Genomic DNA, 18,629 nt, shown 5'->3' with positions numbered 1-18,629 from the left:
CCCACGCGGCCGGCCCGGTGTCCTGCGCGGCGCGGTCGACGCGCCGGGGACGACGGTCGGTGGGACGACGCGTGGTCGGTAGGGCGACGCGTGGTCTGTGGTGTGACGCTTGAAGGTACGCCCGGTTAACAACCGTAAACGATCGATATCATGTCGAATCTGATCCGGATGGGTGGACACTATGTCCATGCCCCCGTCGCCCACACCACCGTCGTCGCCAGCACCCGCTTCGCCCCCACCCCCGCCGACCGCTCCCCCCGCCACCGTGCCCTCCACTCGATCCACGATGCCCGATTTCTCCGGCATGTTGCGGATCGCCGACCTGGTCGCCCTGCCCGACCTGCACCTGGCGGTCGTCTCCGGGGCCGAGCTTCTGGATCGGCGGGTCGAGGCCGCGCACGTGTCCGAGTTGCTCACCCCGGGCAACTGGCTCCAGGGCGGCGAGCTGCTGATGACGATCGGCCTGCTGCTGCCGATGACCGATGCGGATTGCGCCGCGTACGTGCGCGACGTCGCGGGCGCGGGCGCGTGTGCCCTGGTGCTGGGCCTGGGCCGGGAGCTGCCGCACCAGCGGGCGCCGCAACCGCTGATCCGGGCCGCCCGGGCGGCCGGCCTGCCCCTGCTCACCGTTCCCGACGAGGTGCCCTTCATCGCGGTCACCAAGGCCGTGTTCGAGGCCAGAGCCGCCCGGCAGCGGTTGGCCCTGGAGCACGCGTTCGAGGCCCAGCGCCGGTTGACCACCGCCGCCGCCTCCGACAACGGGGTGCTGGCCACGCTGCGCGCCTGGCGGGCGGCGACCGGGGTGGACGCGATCGTCGCGGACCCGGTGGGCCGGTTGGTCGCGGACAGTCTGGCCGGGCCGCCCGAGGCGCCGGGAGCCGACGGCTCGGCGGACGCGGTGGCGCTGCTGGCAACGAGCGCCGACCTGATCCGCCGGGTGGCCGCGCGGGGTCTGCACGGCAGCGGGAGCAGCAGCGACGCGGAGGGGGTGCGGCTGGAGGTGCAGCCCCTGGGTGCCCGGCGGCTGCGCGGGCTGCTGGTACTGGCCGGTCCGGTCGAGTCGGCGGCCCGGCTGCTGGTGTCCGGCCTGGTGTCGCTGTTGTCCCTGGAGTTGGAGCGCCGGCACCTGGCCGACGAGCCGGGCCGCCGCCGGCGGGCCGCGCTGCTCGGCCGGTTGCTCGCCCCGGGCACCACCGCCGAGCAGGCGCGTGACGTGCTGGCCGCGGCGGGACTGGCGGCGGACCAGGTGCGCGGCGTGGTGGTGGGCCCGGCCGCCGATCCGGCGCGGGTGGACCCGGCGGGTGCGGACACCGCGCAGGCCGACCTCGCCGAACTCGCCGCCGACCTGGCCCTGGCCCTGCCCGGCGGTCTGGTCCGGGTGGCCGGCGGTGCGGTGGAGGCGGTGTCGGGTGCGGAGCTGGACGTACGGGCCGTGCTGGGCCGGTTCGCGCCCGGCCGGCCGGCGGGCATCGGTCCGGCGACCGGGCCGGAGGCGGCCGGGTCCTCGATCCGCCAGGCACGCAGCCTGCTCGCGGTGAGCCGGGCCGCCGGGCAACCGGTGGAGGCCCGGCACGGTGCCGCGAGCAGACTGTTGCTGGGTTTGGCCGACGCTCGCACGCTCGCCGGCTACGCGGACGCGGTGCTGGGACCGATCGACGCGGCCGATCCGGGCGGCGAGTTGGTCGCGACGCTGGCCACGTGGTTGGAGACCGGCGGCTCCTGGGACGAGACGAGTCGCCGCCTGGACGTGCATCGGCATACCGTGCGCAATCGCGTGGACAAGGCCATGCGACTGACCGGCCGGCGCCCGGAGGACGGCGACGATCGCTTCGATCTGTGGCTGGCGGCCCGCATCCGCCGCGACAGTCCGAGCTGATCGTGCGCCGTCCTCGGGCGCCGTCCCATCGCTACCCGACGACCCTGCGCACCCTGTGCGAGGCCGGCCTGGACCCGGACGACGGGGTCGACGGCGTCGGGGCGGTCGAGGTGTCGGCGCCGCCACGCACCAACAGCCGCTCCAACGCGAAACTGCCCGAGCCGAACACCACGATCAGCAGCAGCGACCAGCAGAACATCACGGATGCCTCACCGCCGTTCTGGATCGGCCACAGGTCGAGCTTCTGGTGCTCGGTGAAGTAGGCGTAGGCCATCGATCCGGACGACACGAACGCGGCGGCCCGGGTGCCCAGGCCGAGCAACACCAGGCCGCCGCCCACGAGTTGAATGACCGCCGCGTACCAGCCGGGCCAGGTGCCGGCGGAGAGGGTGCCCCGTCCGCTGTCCGGGAAGCCGAACAACGAGGCGGTGCCGTGGCAGGTGAAGAGCAGCCCGACGACGATACGGAACAGGCCCAGTACATGGGGCTTGGCGGATTCGATGACGGCGTGCGGAACGGGTGACATCGGACGGCTCCTGGGGGGACGGAATGCGGGAGATTGGTCCAGACCAGTTTCGACAGCCCTCCCGCGAACGGACAATGGCGCGCTCCGCAACCGGCACAAAGTGGCAAGCGGCCCGAGTGGACACCATCGGGCGAACCGAGCACCCTTCGTCGACCGACTGACGACCGAGTGCCGACCGAGTACCGATCGGGCACCGGCCGAGTGACCGCCGCGGTGCCGACCGAGTGCCGCACGCGGTGCCGACCGAGCGCCGGACGCGGTGGGCGACCGAGCGCCGATCGGGCGCCGACCGAGCGCCGATCAAGTGCCGATCAAGTGCCGATCGTGGTGCCGGCACTCGAAGTGGGAGTTGCAACAGGGTCACAACGACACCCAAGTTTCGTTTGACGTTCGGTGGATTCGCAGGGACAGTGTGTGTGCGCACCGATGCGAACAGTTGCCCTACCAGCGATCGGGCGTTTCCTGGTCGACCCCGCACACCCTTGCGAGGAGTGATCCGTTCATGGGCGTTTTTGCGTCGAAGGCTCGCGGCCGAACGATCCCGGAACGGTCGGCGCGCTGTCCGAGGACGCCGTTTCGGGACGCGAACATCGGTGCTTCGGCCGGGAGTTCACCTCGGATGAGCCGGTTCCCGCACACGGGTTAGCCGCTGCGCCCCACCCCCGGTCAGCCATGATCCGAGGGCGAACGGCCGCCGGTCGAGACCCCGGACGGGTTCGAATCGGCAACCGGCGCAAGGCGATCGGACCGTTTCCCAAACGGAAGCGGAAGTGCCGCTACCGGCCGCTCAGATCGCGTTCGGACCGCCCGACCCGGGCGCGGCCGGCACCGACCCGGGCCGAGGCCGGCCCGGAGACCGACCCCGACCACGCGCCCGATCGACCGCGTTCGCCCCGGGTAGTGGGCCGCCCCTCGGGTCCACCGCCGTCGCATCTCCCCTCCCACCGACCATCGTTCAGGGATCCCAGCCCGTGTTGCGATTACTTCGCCGTCACCCGCACCTCGCCGACGCGGCCCGATCCGGTCGCCGCGAGCGGCACCTCCCCGCGCACGCCGGCCGGCCCGCGCGTACCGCTGCGAGCACCCGCCCGCACCCCCCGGTGGGCACCCGCGCGCAACCCGCCTCCGGGCAGCGCCCGTTCGCCTGCGCCGGAACCCGCCGACCCGGTCCCGGGAGCGAACGCGGATGAAGATACGTCCCTTCCGCTCCCGAAGCACCGGCTCCGCGGACATCGGCCCCGACGCCGGCCCCGACCCGGACCTCGGCCCCGGTCCGACGAGCGCACGCCACACGAGCCCAGCCCCCGGCCCCGACGGCGCAGGCCCCACCAACCCGGGCCGCACGAACCCCGGCCCCACCAACCCGGGCCCCACGAACCCGGGCCCCACGAATCCGGGCCGCACGAACCCCGGCCCCACACCCCCGGGCCCGACCCGCCCCGCCACGGACGCCCCGAGCCCAAGCCCCACAGCCGCAACCTCCGCGCCGCGCCCGCCGTTTCGCATCCGGCTCGCCGCCCGGATCCGCCCCCGGGTGCGCGGCCTGATCACCCTCATGGTCGTGGTGCCCTCCGCGGGCATGGTGTTCTTCGCCGGATCCGCGATCCTGACCTTGGTCGAGCAGGCCCAGGCCGCCGACCACGCGCACGATCTGGTCGGCGTCTCGGCCGACGCAGGCGAGGTGGGTCGCCGGCTCCAGGCGGAGAGTGCCGCCGCGGTGACCCTGCTCTCCCGTGGTCCCGGGCCGATCACCAGCGCCGACTACCGCACCGCGATCGACGCGAGCGAGGCCGCCGTACGCCGCTACCAGGACCGCCGCCGCGACCTGGAACCCGTCTCCACCGGCGAACGCGACGCGCTGGCCGCCGTGGACACCGCGCTGCGCGGCCTCCCGGGCCTGCGCACCCAGGTCGACCAGCGGGGCGTGGCCACCTCCGCGGCGGCGGTGCGCTACTGGGCCTGGATCGGCACCACCGTGGACCTGCGCGCCCGGGTCGCGCTGGACCCGGGCGTGTCCACCGGCACCGCCGGCCGACTGCGCGCGATCACCGCACTGGCCCAGGCCCGTGCCGCGCTGGGCCAGGAACAGGTCACCGTACTGCGCTCGTTGGGCGCCGGCCCGCTGGGCGGCCCGGTACTCAAGGCGGCCTCCACCGCCCGCGCCGCGCACGATCAGGCCCTGGAGGCCTTCGCGGTGACCGCGCCCACGAGTTGGCGGGACCGGCTCGCCCGGGCGCTGGCCGGTCCCGAGATGATCCGGGTCGCCCAGACCGAGGACGCACTCGGCCGCGCCACGCTCGAAGCCGACGTCTGGCGCGCCGCCCTGGCCGAACGCGCCGACCGGCTGTGGTCCGTGGAGCAGCGGGCGGACGCCGACGTCGCCCACGAGGTGGCCGACCTGACCGGCGACCGATGGTGGCTCGCCGGCGTTCAGGGTGCGGTGCTCATCGGCGCGGTGCTCGCCGCCGCGGCGGCCGCGGCCTGGCTCGGCCGACTGCTGCACCGCCGGCTGCAGACCCTGGCCGAGCGGGTCACCGTGATGACCCAGGAGACGCTGCCCGCGGTCGAGGCCGACCTGCGCCGCCGCGACGCGCTGGCCCCGCACGAAAGCGGCCGGGCGTACGCGGTCAAGATGCTCGGTGCGGAGCCGGACCGCGAGCGTGGTGCCGACGAGATCGCCGACCTGGCGCGGGCGCTGACCCAACTCGCCTACAGCACGGTCGAACACAGCGCATCGCTGGTGCTGGCCCAGCGCGAGTACAACGACGCGCTCGGCGACGTCGCCCGGCGGATCCGGGTGCAGACCAGCCGGGTCAGCAGCGCCCTGGACCGGCTTCAGGCCTCCAACCTGACGGTGGATCAGCTGGGCACCGTCTTCGAGGTGGACCACGGCAACGAGGGCACCAAGCGGCTCGCCGACTCGATCGCGGTGCTCAGCGGGCAACCGCCGAACCGGTTGTGGCCGGACACCCCGCTGTACGAGGTGGTCCGCGCCGGCGCCCAGCGGGTGACCAACTACGAGCGACTGCCCGACATCGCGTTCAAGGGCATTCCCACGTCGGTCACGCTCGCCGGCGACACGGTCGGCGCGGTGACCCAGATCGTCGGCGAGATCGTCGACAACGCGGCTCGCTTCTCCGGTCGGCACGAGGTGGAGATCACCGCCGAACGCACCGAGGCGGGCGTCCTGGTGCGGGTGCAGGACCAGGGAGTGGGCCATCGCGACCCGGAGTTGCTCAACCGGCGGCTGCGCGCCGACGTGGACGCACTGCCCTCGCTGCGCCAGACCGGCCTGACCGTGGTCGCGCTCCAAGCCCGCCCGCTGGGCATCGAGGTGGAACTGCAACCGGGCGAGGACGGCGGCACGGTGGCCGAGATCGTGTTGCCGCACACGATCATCGCCTCGGTGGGCCGGCACCGACGCCGGGTGGAGCACGTCGCCCGGCCGCTGGCACAGGCCGGTCCCGCCCGCCCGATCGCCCTCGGATCCGGCCTGAACGGCGCAACCGCAAATGGCGCGGGCACGAACGGCATCGGCGCAAACGGCGCGGGCACGAACGGCGTCGGCGCAAACGGCCCGGGCGGGAACGGCAACGCCGCCAATGGCAGCGCCCCGTACGCCGCCGGCGCCGATCCGAGCGCCACCGGCCCGATCATCGGCGGCCCGCTGCCCGCCGACTACGCGCCCGAGTTGACCGCGCAGGGCCTCCCCCGCCGCGAACGCCGCACCGCGCAAGCGGCCCAATTCCGTCGTACCGCCCCACCCACCCGTGACATCGCGCAGGCCAGCGCCGCCGCCGCCTCGTTCGGGCGCGGCGCCCGCGACCTGCCCTTCACCCGGACCCCCAAGGAATCCCCATGACCGAGCCCGCCGTCGACCAGAGCGTGCTCGACGACTTCATGCGCCAGTTCGTGCACGACCACGCCCCCGACGTCCTGCACGCGGTCGCCGCCAGCGGCGACTCGCTGCTGGTCGCCCAGGCCGCGCTGCCCGGGCGGATCCGCACCGACGAGGCCGCGCAGGCGGCGTGGATCGCGAACGCCGAGAAGATCGCCTCCAGCGCGCCCGGAGCTCTGCTGATGCAGGACTACAGCGCCGACCTGATGGGCCTGGGTCCGGTCAGCGTGCTGATGTCTCAGGCCGAGCACGGCCTGCTGCTCACCATGGGCAACACCAGCCCGGGCCCGGACGGACAGGTACACCCCTCGGCGCTGATCGTGGCGACCACCTGGAACGCCGACGTCGGCAACCTGATCCGGGCGATGCACGCGCTGATGGAGCGCGTCGGCCCGTCCCTGACCCCGCTCGCGCGCGGTCGCGGTCTCCAGCCGCAGCCCGCCCGCATGCCGGCTCCCAGCCGGGTCTTCTGACCCCACACACCCGGCTGTCCCGCCCGGACGACCCGGCAATCCGACCCGGTCGTCCGGAGTATTCGCGCGCCCGGCCCACCGGCCGCCCCGGCGCATCCGCCCCGCCCGGCTTCCGCGCGCCCCGAGACCGCGTTCCCGAGACCGCGCTCCGCGTCGTCGCGCGACCCAGCCGGCAGTCCCATCCGGAGTTCGTACCCGAATCGCCGAACCTGCCGAGAGAGAGACGGACATGCGCAGCAGCACCCGTAGACGGATCCGCAGCACCCGCACCCCCCTGGCCATCGCCACCGGCTTACTCCTGGTGTTGTCGGCGTGCTCGGGCAGTGCGGCCGGCAACGACAAGGGCAAGGGATCCGACGCCGTCGCCAAGATCGGCCTGCTCACCCCCGCGAGCGGCCCGTACGCCGCGGTGGGCGAGGACACCCGCGCCGGCCTGGAGCTGTACCGCGACACGCACGGCGGCAAGCTCGGTGGGCTCAAGGCGGACATCGTCGTGCGCGACGAGGGCGCGGGCCCGCCGACCGCGGTCCCGGCTGCGACCGAACTGGTCAAGCAGCAGAACGTGTTGGCCATCACCGGCATCGTCAGTGGTGGCAGCGTGGCCGGTGTGCTGCCGATCGCGGCCGCCAACAACACGGCGCTGATGGGCGTCGCCGGCCGGCCCGAGTTCCCCGATCCCAAACTCACCGCGCATGTCTGGTCGTTCAACACCCAGTCCTACGAGGCCGGCGCCGCCGCCGGTCCCTGGGTCAAGGAACACGTCAACGGCCCGGTCTACGCGATCGGCCCGGACTACCAGGGCGGCTGGGACCAACTCAAGGGCTTCACCGAGTCGTTCACCAAGGCCGGCGGCACGCTGGCCAACCCGGAGGGGAAGACCACCTTCACCCCGTTCCCGGGCACCCAGAACTTCCTGCCCTACCTGAACAAGATCGCGCAGAGCGGCGCCAAGGCCGTCTACGCGTTCTACGCGGGTACCGCGGCGGTCGACTTCGTCAAGCAGTACAAGAACTCCGAGGCCGCCAAGCTCCCGCTGTACGGCAGCGGGCCGCTCACCGAGGGCCGCCAACTCGACGCACAGGCCGACGCCGCAGCGGGTATCACCACGTTCGCCACCTACGGTGCGGACCTGGACAACCCGGCGAACCGGGCCTTCGTGGCCGCCTGGCAGCAGCGCCACCCGGACCGCAGCCCGACCATCTACGCGGTCGCCGCGTGGGACATCGCGCGCTCGCTGGACACCGCCATCGCCGCGGTCCGCGCCGAGAAGAAGACGCTCACCCCCGAGGCGGTGAACGCCGCGCTGGGCAACGTCGGACAGATCGACAGTCCACGCGGGGTGATGCAGCTGAACCCGGCCACCCACTCGCCGGTACAGCAGTGGTACCGCTTCGAGGTGCGCAACGACGGGCCCAAGCGGGCCAATGTGGCGGTCGAGCAACTCGCCGTCCTCGGCGGCTGATTCGGCCGTCCCGAACATATCGTCCAGACACGAGGAGTTGCTCTTGTACGCGTTCGCCGAAGCCGACGACATCACCTTCCAGTTGGAGACCCTGCAGGACCTGCTCGACCCCAGCACCCGCATGGTGCTGGACTCGCTCGACGACCCCACCGGCCAGGAATGGCTGGAGATCGGCCACGGCCTGGGCAGCATCGCCCGCGAGTTGTCCCGCCGGATCGGCCCGACCGGCGTCGTGCACGCCACCGATCTCGACGCGCGTCCGATCCCGGCGCCCGCCGAAGGCGCGCCGATCCGCACCTTCCCGCTGGACCTGCGCACCGACGAACTGCCGCGCCGGCCCTACCGGGGCATCCACGGGCGGCTGGTGCTGCTGCACATACCCGAGCGCCGGGACATCCTGTCGCGCCTGGTCGACGTGCTGGAGCCCGGCGGCGTCCTGGTGATCGAGGACTGGTACTGCCCCGAGCCGCCGCGCGTGCTGGCCTGCGCCGACCCCGCGGACGAGAAGGTGTTCACCGAGGTCGTGGCCGGTGTCCTCGCCGTCCTGCGCAGCCGCGGCGCCGACTTGGAGTGGGCGGCGGCGACCAAGGACGCCTTCGTCGAGGCGGGCCTGGCCGACGTGCGGGTCACCCGCACCGACGCGGACTGCGCCGGCCCCGGCCTCGCACACCGCCTCTACGCGTGCAACGCCCGCCAGCTCCGCGGGCAACTGATCGAGCTGGGCATGGACGAGGACCTCCTGGACCGCTTCCAGGAGGTCGCCGCCCAACCGGGTCTGGTCACCACCGGCTGGCGGCTGATCTCCACGATCGGCACCAAGCCCGACGCGCGCTGACACGGTGTCCGGTCCTCGGCCGCCTCGCCCGCGGGGCGACCGAGGACCGGGTCCGGTCCGGCCGACCACCGGATCGGCCGACGGCACCTCGGCGGGCAGTACCAGGCGCCGCCACGGCGGTTCGGCCCGGTGTTCGCCGCCCGCCGGTACGTGCGCACGATCGTGGAGCCCGAAGCGTTCGGGCAGGTCACGTCACCGCATCCCGGTCCGCACCCGGTGCAGGATCCCGTCGATCACCTGCCGATGATCCCGCCAACGGCCGCAACGCCCGTTGCCCACCGGCAAGAACGCCCCCTACGGCTCGGCGGACCGGACGGCTCCTACAGCTCGCGGATCGGCTCGCCGGCGAGGAACGCGACGATGTCCTCGACCGCGTCGGTGTAGGCGAGGGTGTAGTTGCCCTGGGTCGCGTAGCCGATGTGCGGCGTGAGGATGGTGTTCGGGGCGGTCAGGATCGGGTCGTCGGCGGGGATCGGCTCCACCGGGTGCACGTCCAGCGCGGCGCCGGCGATCCGGCCCTCGCGCAAGGCGGCGAGCAGTGCGGCCCGGTCCACGATCGGGGCCCGCGAGGTGTTGATCAGGTACGCGGTGGGGCGCATCAGGGCCAGTTCGCGCGCGCCGACCAGGGACCTGGTCCGCTCGCTGTAGCGCACGTGTACGGAGACGAAATCGGCCTCGCGGAACAGCACTTCCTTGTCCACCGCCGTCACGCCGCCGACCGACGCGGCCTGCCCGGCGGTCAGGTTTTGGCTCCAGGCCAGCACCCGCATCCCGAACGCGGCGCCGATCGTGGCCACCCGTGCGCCCAGCTTGCCGAGACCGATCAGGCCCAGGGTGGATCCGGCGAGGTCCAGACCGACGCCGGCCTGCCAGCCGCCGGCCCGCAGGCTCGCCTCCTCCGCGCCGGTCCGCCGGGCCAGTTCGAGGATCAGCGCCCAGGTCAGCTCGGCGGCCGGCTGCGGCAGCAGACGCGTGCCGCACACGGTGACACCGCGGGAACGGGCCGCCTCGACGTCGATCGCGGCGTTGTGCATTCCGGTGGTGATCAGCAGCCGGAGCCCGGGCAGTCGGGCGAGCAGGTCGGCGGGGAAGGGGGTGCGTTCGCGCATCGCGATCACCGCGTCGAACGGCTCCAGTCGCTCGACCAGTGCGTCGGTGTCACTCACGTGGTCGGGGAAGAACGCGATCTCGGTGTCGTCCGGCAGCTTCCGCCAGCAGTCGAGGGCGGCGCCGGGCCCTTGGTAGTCGTCGATGACCGCGACCCGAAACACGTGTGACCCCCGAATCCGGCGATCGATCGCCGGAGTGCGGATCACCCGGTCGGACCGTCCGGTCGACCCTACCCGGCAGGTCAGCCGAGGGCGCTCAGGCCCTTCTGCAGGTCGTCCAGGTTCATCACCGGCTTGACGGTGAGCTTGGCACCCAGTTCGAAGAACGGCTCCGCGATGCTCGGCAGTTGCGACGAGTCCTGCATGTCGAACACGAGCATGCACGTCCGGTCGCCGTCGACGGCGGTGAAGTAGGCCGCCTCCGGGTGGAGACGCTCGACGACGCCCTGGATGATCTTGGCCAACGACCCGTCAGCGACCGCCTTGTTGCCGATCTCGGTGTCCATCCGTGCCTGGAGGAACATGCGCATCGATCTCACCTGATCCCGGTACGGACCGTGCTCGGCGCTCACCCGGAGCGCTCGTGGGGACCCGGTCGCGTACCCTTCCAGCCTCCTCCTGGGCACCGACCCGCGCAAACCCGTCGCAAACCCGTCGCAAACCCGAGCCAGGGCCCGCGCGGAACGCCCGGCGAGCCGTGCACCGACCCCGTGCATCGGCCGTGCACCGGCCCGCCCATACACCCCGCAGCCGCGTACCCCGACCCGCGCGGACGCCCGGCAGACCCGGCGCACCGGTCCGCGCGAAGCCGCGCGAAGCGGGATCCGCGTACCGGCTTCGCAGTCGGGTATGCGAAAGGTATGAGTGCGCGACATCGCGCTCCGGCCAAGCGCCCTCCCGGCAGCGAGGCGGCCCACCCGCGAAGTGACCTCCCCGCGCGTCGGGCCATGTCCCGGATCGCCCTGCCCTTCTTCGTGGTCGGCTGCGCACTGTGCGCACTGGCGGCCACCGCGGATGTCACCCAGTCGGTACGCACCCTGTGGATCGTCGCGGCGATCGTCTGCGCGGTGACCGCGGTGATCGCCTGGATCGACCTGATGGTCATCGCCCGCCGGATGCGCGCCGAGCGCACCGGGTCCGCGCGGGATCGGTGAGCGGCGGGCGGCGGCCGGCGGGCAGGCGAACGACAGCCGGCGGTCGGGCGTTGGGCCCGTTCGGCGGGCGATGCCCCGATCAGCGGGCGATCGGCAGCCGCGCGGAGGCGACCGGGTGGGCCGGTTCGGTGTGTGCGGTCTCCTCGGTGTGGCCGACCCGCCAGTAGCCCATGAAGGCGATCGAGCGGTGGTCCATGCCGCGCTCGTCCTTGAGGTGACGGCGCAGCGCCCGCACCCGACCGGCCTCGCCGGCCAGCCAGGCGTAGCCCTGGTCGACCGGCAGGTGGGCATCCCGAACCGCGTCCAGGAGGCGGTTCTCCGCGTAGGGCGCATCGTCGCGATGGATCCAGTCGACGCGCACCCCGGGCGGCGCCGCCAGGTGCTGGCGGTCCGCCTCCGAGGCCACCTCGACGAAGACGTGCCCGCGGGCGTCGGAGGGCAGCGACTCGACGATGGACCCGATCGCGGGCAGCGCCGCATGGTCGCCGGCGAGCAGCAGCCGACGGCCGGCGGGCGGCTCGAAGCTGTAGCCGCCGTTGCGCTCGGCGGTCGGCCCGAGCAGTTCGATGGCGTCGCCGGGGCGGGCCGAGCGGGCCCAGCGGCAGGCGGGTCCGCCCGGCTTGTGCAGCGCGAAGTCGATGTCGATCTCGACCGGGTCCGAGCGGTGCGCCCGCACGGTGTAGGTGCGCTGGTACGGCCGGTCGGCCTCGGGGATCCGGGTCCACGCCTCGCGCCAGGTCAGGTCGTCCCGGGTGACCCGGCCCGCGGGTCGGCCCTCGCGCGGGACGAAGAGCTTGACCCGCTGGTCGGGACCGCCCGGGACGAAGTCCGCCAGCCGCGGGCCGGTCAGGGTGATCCGGGTGGCGTTGCGGGTGATCGGCGTATTGCGGACCACGGTGAGCTGGAAGGGCCGGTAGAGCTGCGCGCGGCGTTCACGTTCGGTGGAGATTGGAACTCGCCCTCTCGGACACGGTCGACCACGGACGACCCGAGACGATGTCGGGGTTAGGTTAGCCTAACCCAACGCCTGCGGTGCGCATCGGGCGACACGCCTGGCGTACACCTCGTCGAACCACCCGTGGTGCCCGTCGGACGACCCGCCCGCCATGCCCGTCGGCGACGGGTCGGGAGGGGGCCGAACAGCCCTGGGACCGACCGGATTTGGCCGGCAAGTATGCCTACCCTAAGTTGTTGCGGGTCCGGGCCGTGGATCCGGATCGACGCTCCGGGTCGATGGTCCGGTTCGCCGTGCCCGGGTCGACGTGTCCGAGAGGGACCGATCACGCATGCGGCTGTACCTGCTCGCGCTCAACCCCACCGACTCGGTGACCGAGGGATTCCTCCCCGCCGCCGGCCGCCTCGGGCTCGACGTCACCCTGCTCGCCGACCCCGCCCACGCGGGTGCCCACCGCGAACTGTGCGCCGCGCTCCCCCGGGTCGAGGTGCTGGACTGCGACGTGCGCGACTTCCGCGCCGTGATCGACCTGATCGGCGCCGCGCACCGCCCGGACGCGGTGTTCACCAACAGCGACCACCTCCAGGTCCAAGCAGCCCTCGCGGCGGCCTACTTCGGCCTCCCCGCCAAGGACTGGACCGCCGCTCTGCGGGCGAAGAACAAGGCGCAGATGCGCCGCCGGCTCGCCGACACCGGCATGGAGACGGTGTGGGCCGCCGAACTGGCGCCCGAACAGCAGGCGACGGACCTGCTCGCGCTCGCGCCGCCGTATCCGTGCGTGCTCAAACCGCGCGAGGGCGTCGCGGGCGAGGACGTGGTGCTGGTCGCGAACGACGCGGAACTGCTGGCGTGTTGTGCCGGGATCAGGTCCCGCCGACCGGCGGCGGCGTTGCTGGTGGAGGAGTTCCTGCCGGGCGAGTTGTACACCCTGGAGACCCTCGGCGACCGGCACGGCGTCCGGGTCCTGGGCGGCTTCCACACCCGGTTGTCGTCGCCGCCGTACTTCATCGAGACGCGCATGGACCTGGTGCCCGACCCGCCGCCCGCGATCACCGCCGGGGTGCTGAGCCGACTCGACGCCCTGGGGGTGGGCTTCGGGGCGTGCCACACGGAATTCGTGGTCCAGGACGGGCGGCCCCGGATCATCGAGGTCAACTACCGTGCCATCGGCGACCGATGCGACCTGCTGCTCCGGGACGTGCTCGGCCTCCCGCTCTTCGAACACATCCTGCGCGTGCACCTGGGCATCGACCTGCCCGCGGACCTGGGCGCCCGCACGGGGTGGCACGCCCGGGTGGACTACCCGTGCGCCGACCGCGCCGGCGTGCTCACCGCGGCGCCGGGGCGCGAGGCCACGCTCGTGGGCGGTGGCGTCCGGATCGACTACCACCCGCTGCGCGCGATCGGCGAACGGCACGAACTGCACGGGTCCAACCGGGACTACCTCGGGGTGCTGCGCACCTTCGGCGACGATCGGGACGCCGTGCACCGCGCGGCCGAGGGATTCCTGACCGACCGGCAGTGGAGCATCACACCGTGACCCGGCGCGCAGGCGACGCGTCCGCGCCCCGGCCCCGCGAGACCCCGGCGGCGCGCCCGTTCGAGGACGAACTGCTGTGCCGGGTCCTGGACACCGTGCTGCGCGAGGACGTTCTGAGCCTGCGGAGCACCGCCGTGCCGCTGTCCCTCCCGGACGGCACGTGGCTGCGGCTGACCGCGCGCGCCGGCTCGGAAACCTGGCTGCTGCCGGTCCGCGCCGACGGCTTCCAATGCGAGTACGCGGCCCGGGCGCCGTTGCTGGTGGGCGAGCACACCGGCACCCGGGTGACCGACACCGATCATCTGCTCGCGCTGCTGCGCGATGCGGCCGACCCGCGGGACCGGTCCGGCTTCGACGACTTCGCCGAGGAGTGCCGGCAGGCGGCCCGGGCCGGCAGGCTGCTCGCGCGCACCGGCTCGGCCGTACAGGCGCGGCTCGCCGAGCGTCACGGCCCCGACCCGAGCACGTGGACCGGCCTCGGCGCCGGCCCGGCCCTGGACACGCTGGCCGCGCACGTCGATCATCCGCTCTACCCGACCGCCCGCGCCCGCTCCGGTCTGGCCGCGGCGGCGCTGCGCCGATACGCGCCCGAGCACCACCCGAGCTTTAGGCTGCGCTGGGCGCTGCTGCCGCTCGACGCGACGACGCGTACCGGGACGCTGCCCGCCTGGTGGCCGACCGCCGCCGAGCTCGGCCGACCCGACCTGGCCGACGACCATCTCGCCCTGCCGGTGCACCCGTTGACGTTCGACCGGCTCCCGGCACCGGCGGTGCGGACCGCCCTGGAGTACCCGGACGTGCGTCCGACGTTGTCGATGCGTACCGTCGCGGTGACGCACGATCCCACCGTGCATCTCAAGCTCCCGCTGCCCATCGCCACCCTCGGCCTGCGCAACCGGCGCACGATCAAGCCCGGTTCGCTCGTCGACGGCGCCGCCGGGCAGCGGCTCCTGGCCGAGGTGCTGCACCGGGAACCACGGTTTCGGGACCGGGTGTTGCTCGCCGACGAACAGAGCCACCTGCACGCGGGGCACGAGTTGCTGGCCGTACTGGTGCGCCGCCACCCGCCCGACCTGGAGGACGCCCTCGTGCTGCCGCTCGCCGCGCTGCTCGCGAAGGGACCGGACGGAGTCCTGGTGCTGGACCGGGTCGCGGATCGCTTCCACGGCGGCGACCGGTTCGCGCTGCTCGATGCGTATCTCACCCTGCTGCTCGATTGGCAGACCACCCTGTACCGGTACGGCATCGCGCTCGAGTCACACCCGCAGAACGTCTCCCTGGTGTTGGCCCAGGGCCGCCCGGTCCGCCTGTTGTTCAAGGACAACGACGGCCCGCGGGTGTTTCCGGCCGGCTGCCCGCTGCCGCACGACGGTTTCGACGACGCACGCACGTACACCACGCACGAGGGGCCGCTCGCCGACGTGTTCGTCACGATCACCGTGCATCTGTGCGCCGGCGCCGTCGCCTTCGCGCTGCCTGCGCCGGAACGCGACCGGTTGCTGCGGCTGGTGTACGACCGGCTCGATGCGCTGGCGGAGCCGACGTTGCGCCGCCGGGTGCTGGTCGAGGAGCGATTGCCGGTCAAGGCGATGATCACCGCCGGCACCCTGCTCAGCAAGCAGCGCTCGGGCGCGGCGGACATCAACAAGCACTACACGAGTGGGCCGAACTATCTGCGCCGGGCGGCGAGTCGGAGATAGCACACGTCGCCCTGCCCACCTCGAACCGGCGCATCCCCCGCACGTCCCGACACCGCCCTCGAACCGCTGGAGTCGCCCATGCCGTTCTCGTCGGCCCCACCCCGAACCGCCTCCGCCCCTGCCTCGCCCGCGCCGCCGGCGCTGCCCTCGGCCGACGACGCGGTCGCGCACACCCTGCTCAACTGTCTGCACCGCGAGGTGTGCGGCCCGGAGGCAGGCAGCTTCGTGGAGCCCGGCGACGCCGGCCATCTCCGGCTGCACCTGGCCCGTTCGGGGACGTGGCTGCGGGTCCGGCTGCGGCGCACCTCGCTGCTGGGCGACCACCGGTTCATCGGGCCGGCGGCCGAACTGCGCGGGTCCGCCTGGTGCGTGCTGACCTGGTCGGAGCTGGCCGAGCGCATCCACACCGAACTGGGTCTGCGCACCGGCGTCGGCAACGACGAGTTCCTCGACCAACTGGCCTCCAGCCATGCCGGCGTGGCGGCGGGCCTGGCCCGCGAGGCCGCTCGGCCCGCCTCGCGCTACCTGGAATCGGAGCAGGCCCTGCTGTTCGGGCACCGCTTCCATCCCACCCCCAAGGCTCGCGGCGCCGACCCGGCGACGTGGGCGGCCTACGCACCCGAGGCTCGGGCCGCGTTCCGCCTGCGGCACCTGGCGGTCCGCACCGAACTGATCGCGCAGGAGCGGCTTTCCGCCGCCGACACCGCCGTACTGGACCGACTCGGCCCGGTCCCGGCCGGATACACGCTGCTGCCCGCACACCCGTGGCAGTTCGAACTGCTCGCTGAACACCCGCGCCTGCGCGCCGCGTTGGCCGGCGGCGACCTGCTCGACCTGGGCCCGGGCGGCGACCCGTTCACCCCGACCGCGTCGGTGCGCACGCTCGCCGGCGCGGGGGTGTTCCTCAAGTTCGGGCTGAATGTGCGGATCACCAACTGCGTGCGCAGGAACGCTGCCTACGAGTTGTCCGGGGCGGTCGCGCTGACCCGCGCGCTGGCCCCGATCCTGGCCCGATCCGCGGCCCGATATCCGGACTTCGCGATGCTCGGCGAACCCGCGTACCGCAGCGTCTCGACGGCGGTGGCGCCCGATCTGCTCGAAGGTTTCGGGGTGATCGTCCGGGACGGCCTGGACGCGCGGTTGCGGCCGGGGCTGACGGCGCTGTTGGCCGGTGCCGTGGCCGCCGAGTATCCCGCCGGGTCCGCCCACGTGTCCCGATTGCCGCCCGGTGCCGGACCGCACGCGGCGCTGCGCTGGTGGGACGACTACCTGCGGCTGTTGGTCCCGCCGGTGCTGGCCGCCTACTTCGCGCACGGCGTGGTGCTGGAACCGCACCTGCAGAACGTGCTGCTCGCGGTCGACGACGCCGGCCGGCCCCGGCAGGTGCTGATCCGCGACATGGAGGGCACCAAGCTGCTGCCCGGACCGCACGCCGCCACCCTGGCCGCGCTGCCGCCCTCGGTCGCCGAACCCATGACGTACACCGCCCGGCGCGGCTGGGACCGGGTGGCCTACTGCCTGCTGGTGAACAACATCGCCGAGATGCTCGCCGCGCTGACCGATCTGCATCCGCAGCTGGAGGCCCGGCTGTGGGCACGGGTGCGCACGGTGCTCGCGAACTGCTCGGCCGAGCACGGCGAACCGGCACCACTGCGGGCGCTGCTCGCAGGCGGTCCGCTGCCCGCCAAGGGCAACCTGCTCGCCCGCTGGGAGCGGCGAGCCGACCGCGAGGCGCGGTATCTGCGCATCCCCTCACCCCTGGCCGCCTCGATTCCCGGCGGGGTCCGCCCCGACGGGGTCGGCCGCACACCCGCCCGGAGCGCCCGATGATCACCCCTGCCGTACGGACCCGGGTGGCGAACCTGGACGCCGCCGAACTCCCCGCCTACATCCACGACCTCGGCTCGCTGCGGGTGCACGTGGCGGCGGTGCGCGCCGCGTTGCCGGCCCGGGTCGAGCTGTACTACGCGGCCAAGGCCAACCCCGCGCCGGAGATCCTGGCCGCGCTGGCCGCCGACGTGAACGGCTACGAGGTCTCCTCCGGCGGCGAACTCGCCCATGTGCTGGCCCATCTGCCCACCGTGCCGCTCGCCTTCGGCGGCCCGGGCAAGACGGTGGACGAACTGATCGCCGCGCTGCGTGCCGGGGTCGGGCGCTTCCATGTGGAGAGCCGCCACGAGCTGCACCAACTGATCGCGCTGGCCGAGCGGTTCCGGCCCGAGCGCGACGTCGACGTGCTGCTGCGGGTCAACCTGCCGCTCGGGCCGGAGGCACTGCACGGTGCGGCGTTGACGATGGGCGGCGATTCCGGTCCGTTCGGCATGGATCCGCCCGAGGTCGAAGCCTGTCTGCGGCTGCTCGCCGGACCGGAGGCGGGCCGGGCGCGGATCCGCGGCATCCACGCGCACCTGGCCAGCGGCCTGGACGCGGACACCCAACTCGCGGTCGCCGAACGCATCCTCCTGTGGACGCGGGAGACTGCGCTGCGACACCGGATCGCGCTGCCCGAGGTGAACATCGGCGGCGGGATGGCGGTCGACTACGCGGATCCGGCCGCCCGCTTCGACTGGCCCCGCTTCGGCGCCGGCCTGAGCCGCCTCCTGACCGACCGACCGGACCTCACCGTACGGATCGAGCCCGGCCGGGCACTGACCGCGTACTGCGGCTGGTACGCCACCGAGGTGCTCGACCTCAAGCACAGCCACGGCCGAACGTTCGCCGTGCTGCGCGGCGGGACCCACCACCTGCGCACCCCGGCGGCCAAGGGCCACGACCAGCCGTGCGTGGTCGTGCCCACCACGAGCCCGTGGCCCTATCCGTGGCCGCGACCGGAGATCCACGACACCGAGGTCACCCTGACCGGCCAACTGTGCACCCCCAAGGACGTGTTCGCCCGCCGACGACCGGTCGCCCGGCTTCGTGTCGGCGATCGGGTGGTCTTCGCGCTGGCCGGTGCCTATGCGTGGAACATCTCCCACCACGACTTCCTGATGCACCCGCACCCGACCTTCCACCACCTGTGATCGGAGCGATCCCGAAGCGGGCGTCGGCCGGCCCGGCCGGATCGGTTGCTCGCGAGGGTGATCACGGCCCGGCTCCGG

14 protein-coding genes are annotated in these 18,629 nt (G+C 73.4%); 10 read left to right on the top strand and 4 right to left on the bottom strand.

The window, feature by feature from the left end:
- The first annotated feature begins 286 nt into the window (after positions 1 to 286).
- Positions 287 to 1,876, top strand: coding sequence for a PucR family transcriptional regulator (locus ACZOOI_RS39680; protein ID WP_465281666.1), 1,590 nt, complete (start codon positions 287 to 289; stop codon positions 1,874 to 1,876).
- A gap of 31 nt (positions 1,877 to 1,907) precedes the next feature.
- Here ACZOOI_RS39680 and ACZOOI_RS39675 read toward each other — a convergent pair whose 3' ends face one another.
- Positions 1,908 to 2,402, bottom strand: a complete 495-nt coding sequence (locus ACZOOI_RS39675) for a DoxX family protein (RefSeq protein ID WP_465281665.1) — start codon at positions 2,400 to 2,402, stop codon at positions 1,908 to 1,910.
- A gap of 1,534 nt (positions 2,403 to 3,936) precedes the next feature.
- Here ACZOOI_RS39675 and ACZOOI_RS39670 point away from each other — a divergent pair.
- The 4 genes from ACZOOI_RS39670 (at position 3,937) to ACZOOI_RS39655 (ending at position 9,070) form a co-directional block, all read left to right on the top strand.
- Positions 3,937 to 6,264, top strand: coding sequence for a nitrate- and nitrite sensing domain-containing protein (locus ACZOOI_RS39670; RefSeq protein ID WP_465281664.1), 2,328 nt, complete (start codon positions 3,937 to 3,939; stop codon positions 6,262 to 6,264).
- A complete protein-coding gene (locus ACZOOI_RS39665; RefSeq protein ID WP_391589867.1) occupies positions 6,261 to 6,773 on the top strand; it encodes a roadblock/LC7 domain-containing protein in 513 nt (170 codons plus the stop codon). The genes ACZOOI_RS39670 and ACZOOI_RS39665 overlap by 4 nt, the downstream gene beginning before the upstream one ends.
- Before the next feature lie 229 nt (positions 6,774 to 7,002).
- Positions 7,003 to 8,235 carry an ABC transporter substrate-binding protein gene (locus tag ACZOOI_RS39660; protein ID WP_465281663.1) on the top strand — a complete coding sequence of 411 codons (1,233 nt, stop codon included), beginning with the start codon at positions 7,003 to 7,005 and terminating at the stop codon, positions 8,233 to 8,235.
- Between the two features lie 43 nt (positions 8,236 to 8,278).
- Positions 8,279 to 9,070 carry a class I SAM-dependent methyltransferase gene (locus ACZOOI_RS39655; RefSeq protein WP_465281662.1) on the top strand — a complete coding sequence of 264 codons (792 nt, stop codon included), beginning with the start codon at positions 8,279 to 8,281 and terminating at the stop codon, positions 9,068 to 9,070.
- 320 nt (positions 9,071 to 9,390) lie between these two features.
- On the opposite strand, the gene ACZOOI_RS39650 is transcribed toward ACZOOI_RS39655, so the two are convergent.
- Complete coding sequence (locus tag ACZOOI_RS39650) at positions 9,391 to 10,341, bottom strand: D-2-hydroxyacid dehydrogenase family protein (RefSeq protein WP_465281661.1); 951 nt, start codon at positions 10,339 to 10,341, stop codon at positions 9,391 to 9,393.
- Positions 10,342 to 10,421: 80 nt separating this feature from the next.
- Positions 10,422 to 10,709 carry a hypothetical protein gene (locus tag ACZOOI_RS39645; RefSeq protein WP_465281660.1) on the bottom strand — a complete coding sequence of 96 codons (288 nt, stop codon included), beginning with the start codon at positions 10,707 to 10,709 and terminating at the stop codon, positions 10,422 to 10,424.
- A gap of 417 nt (positions 10,710 to 11,126) precedes the next feature.
- Here ACZOOI_RS39645 and ACZOOI_RS39640 point away from each other — a divergent pair, with 417 nt between their 5' ends.
- Entirely contained in the window at positions 11,127 to 11,333 is a 207-nt protein-coding gene (locus tag ACZOOI_RS39640; RefSeq protein ID WP_465281659.1) for a hypothetical protein, read from the top strand.
- Between the two features lie 79 nt (positions 11,334 to 11,412).
- On the opposite strand, the gene ACZOOI_RS39635 is transcribed toward ACZOOI_RS39640, so the two are convergent.
- Entirely contained in the window at positions 11,413 to 12,228 is an 816-nt protein-coding gene (locus tag ACZOOI_RS39635; protein ID WP_465281658.1) for a siderophore-interacting protein, read from the bottom strand.
- 391 nt (positions 12,229 to 12,619) lie between these two features.
- Here ACZOOI_RS39635 and ACZOOI_RS39630 point away from each other — a divergent pair, with 391 nt between their 5' ends.
- The 4 genes from ACZOOI_RS39630 to ACZOOI_RS39615 all read left to right on the top strand — a co-directional run bounded on the left by ACZOOI_RS39630 (position 12,620) and on the right by ACZOOI_RS39615 (position 18,551).
- Positions 12,620 to 13,828, top strand: a complete 1,209-nt coding sequence (locus ACZOOI_RS39630) for an ATP-grasp domain-containing protein (protein ID WP_465281657.1) — start codon at positions 12,620 to 12,622, stop codon at positions 13,826 to 13,828.
- Positions 13,825 to 15,528, top strand: a complete 1,704-nt coding sequence (locus ACZOOI_RS39625) for an IucA/IucC family protein (RefSeq protein WP_465281656.1) — start codon at positions 13,825 to 13,827, stop codon at positions 15,526 to 15,528. The genes ACZOOI_RS39630 and ACZOOI_RS39625 overlap by 4 nt, the downstream gene beginning before the upstream one ends.
- 78 nt (positions 15,529 to 15,606) lie before the next feature.
- Positions 15,607 to 17,358 (top strand): IucA/IucC family protein, encoded by a 1,752-nt coding sequence (locus ACZOOI_RS39620; RefSeq protein WP_465281655.1) that lies wholly within the window; start codon positions 15,607 to 15,609, stop codon positions 17,356 to 17,358.
- Positions 17,355 to 18,551, top strand: a complete 1,197-nt coding sequence (locus tag ACZOOI_RS39615) for a type III PLP-dependent enzyme (protein WP_465281654.1) — start codon at positions 17,355 to 17,357, stop codon at positions 18,549 to 18,551. The genes ACZOOI_RS39620 and ACZOOI_RS39615 overlap by 4 nt, the downstream gene beginning before the upstream one ends.
- Positions 18,552 to 18,629 lie beyond the last annotated feature (78 nt).

It is taken from the genome of Embleya sp. L77, assembly GCF_055557415.1.
This window is presented reverse-complemented; position numbering and strand designations above follow the sequence as displayed.

Excerpts from the sequence above, each read along its gene's own strand:
- ACZOOI_RS39680 (WP_465281666.1), top strand. The coding sequence starts at position 287 with ATGCCCGATTTCTCCGGCATGTTGCGGATCGCCGACCTGGTCGCCCTG.
- ACZOOI_RS39675 (WP_465281665.1), bottom strand. The coding sequence starts at position 2,402 with ATGTCACCCGTTCCGCACGCCGTCATCGAATCCGCCAAGCCCCATGTA.
- ACZOOI_RS39665 (WP_391589867.1), top strand. The coding sequence starts at position 6,261 with ATGACCGAGCCCGCCGTCGACCAGAGCGTGCTCGACGACTTCATGCGC.
- ACZOOI_RS39660 (WP_465281663.1), top strand. The coding sequence starts at position 7,003 with ATGCGCAGCAGCACCCGTAGACGGATCCGCAGCACCCGCACCCCCCTG.
- ACZOOI_RS39645 (WP_465281660.1), bottom strand. The coding sequence starts at position 10,709 with ATGCGCATGTTCCTCCAGGCACGGATGGACACCGAGATCGGCAACAAG.
- ACZOOI_RS39640 (WP_465281659.1), top strand. The coding sequence starts at position 11,127 with ATGTCCCGGATCGCCCTGCCCTTCTTCGTGGTCGGCTGCGCACTGTGC.
- ACZOOI_RS39630 (WP_465281657.1), top strand. The coding sequence starts at position 12,620 with ATGCGGCTGTACCTGCTCGCGCTCAACCCCACCGACTCGGTGACCGAG.
- ACZOOI_RS39620 (WP_465281655.1), top strand. The coding sequence starts at position 15,607 with ATGCCGTTCTCGTCGGCCCCACCCCGAACCGCCTCCGCCCCTGCCTCG.
- ACZOOI_RS39615 (WP_465281654.1), top strand. The coding sequence starts at position 17,355 with ATGATCACCCCTGCCGTACGGACCCGGGTGGCGAACCTGGACGCCGCC.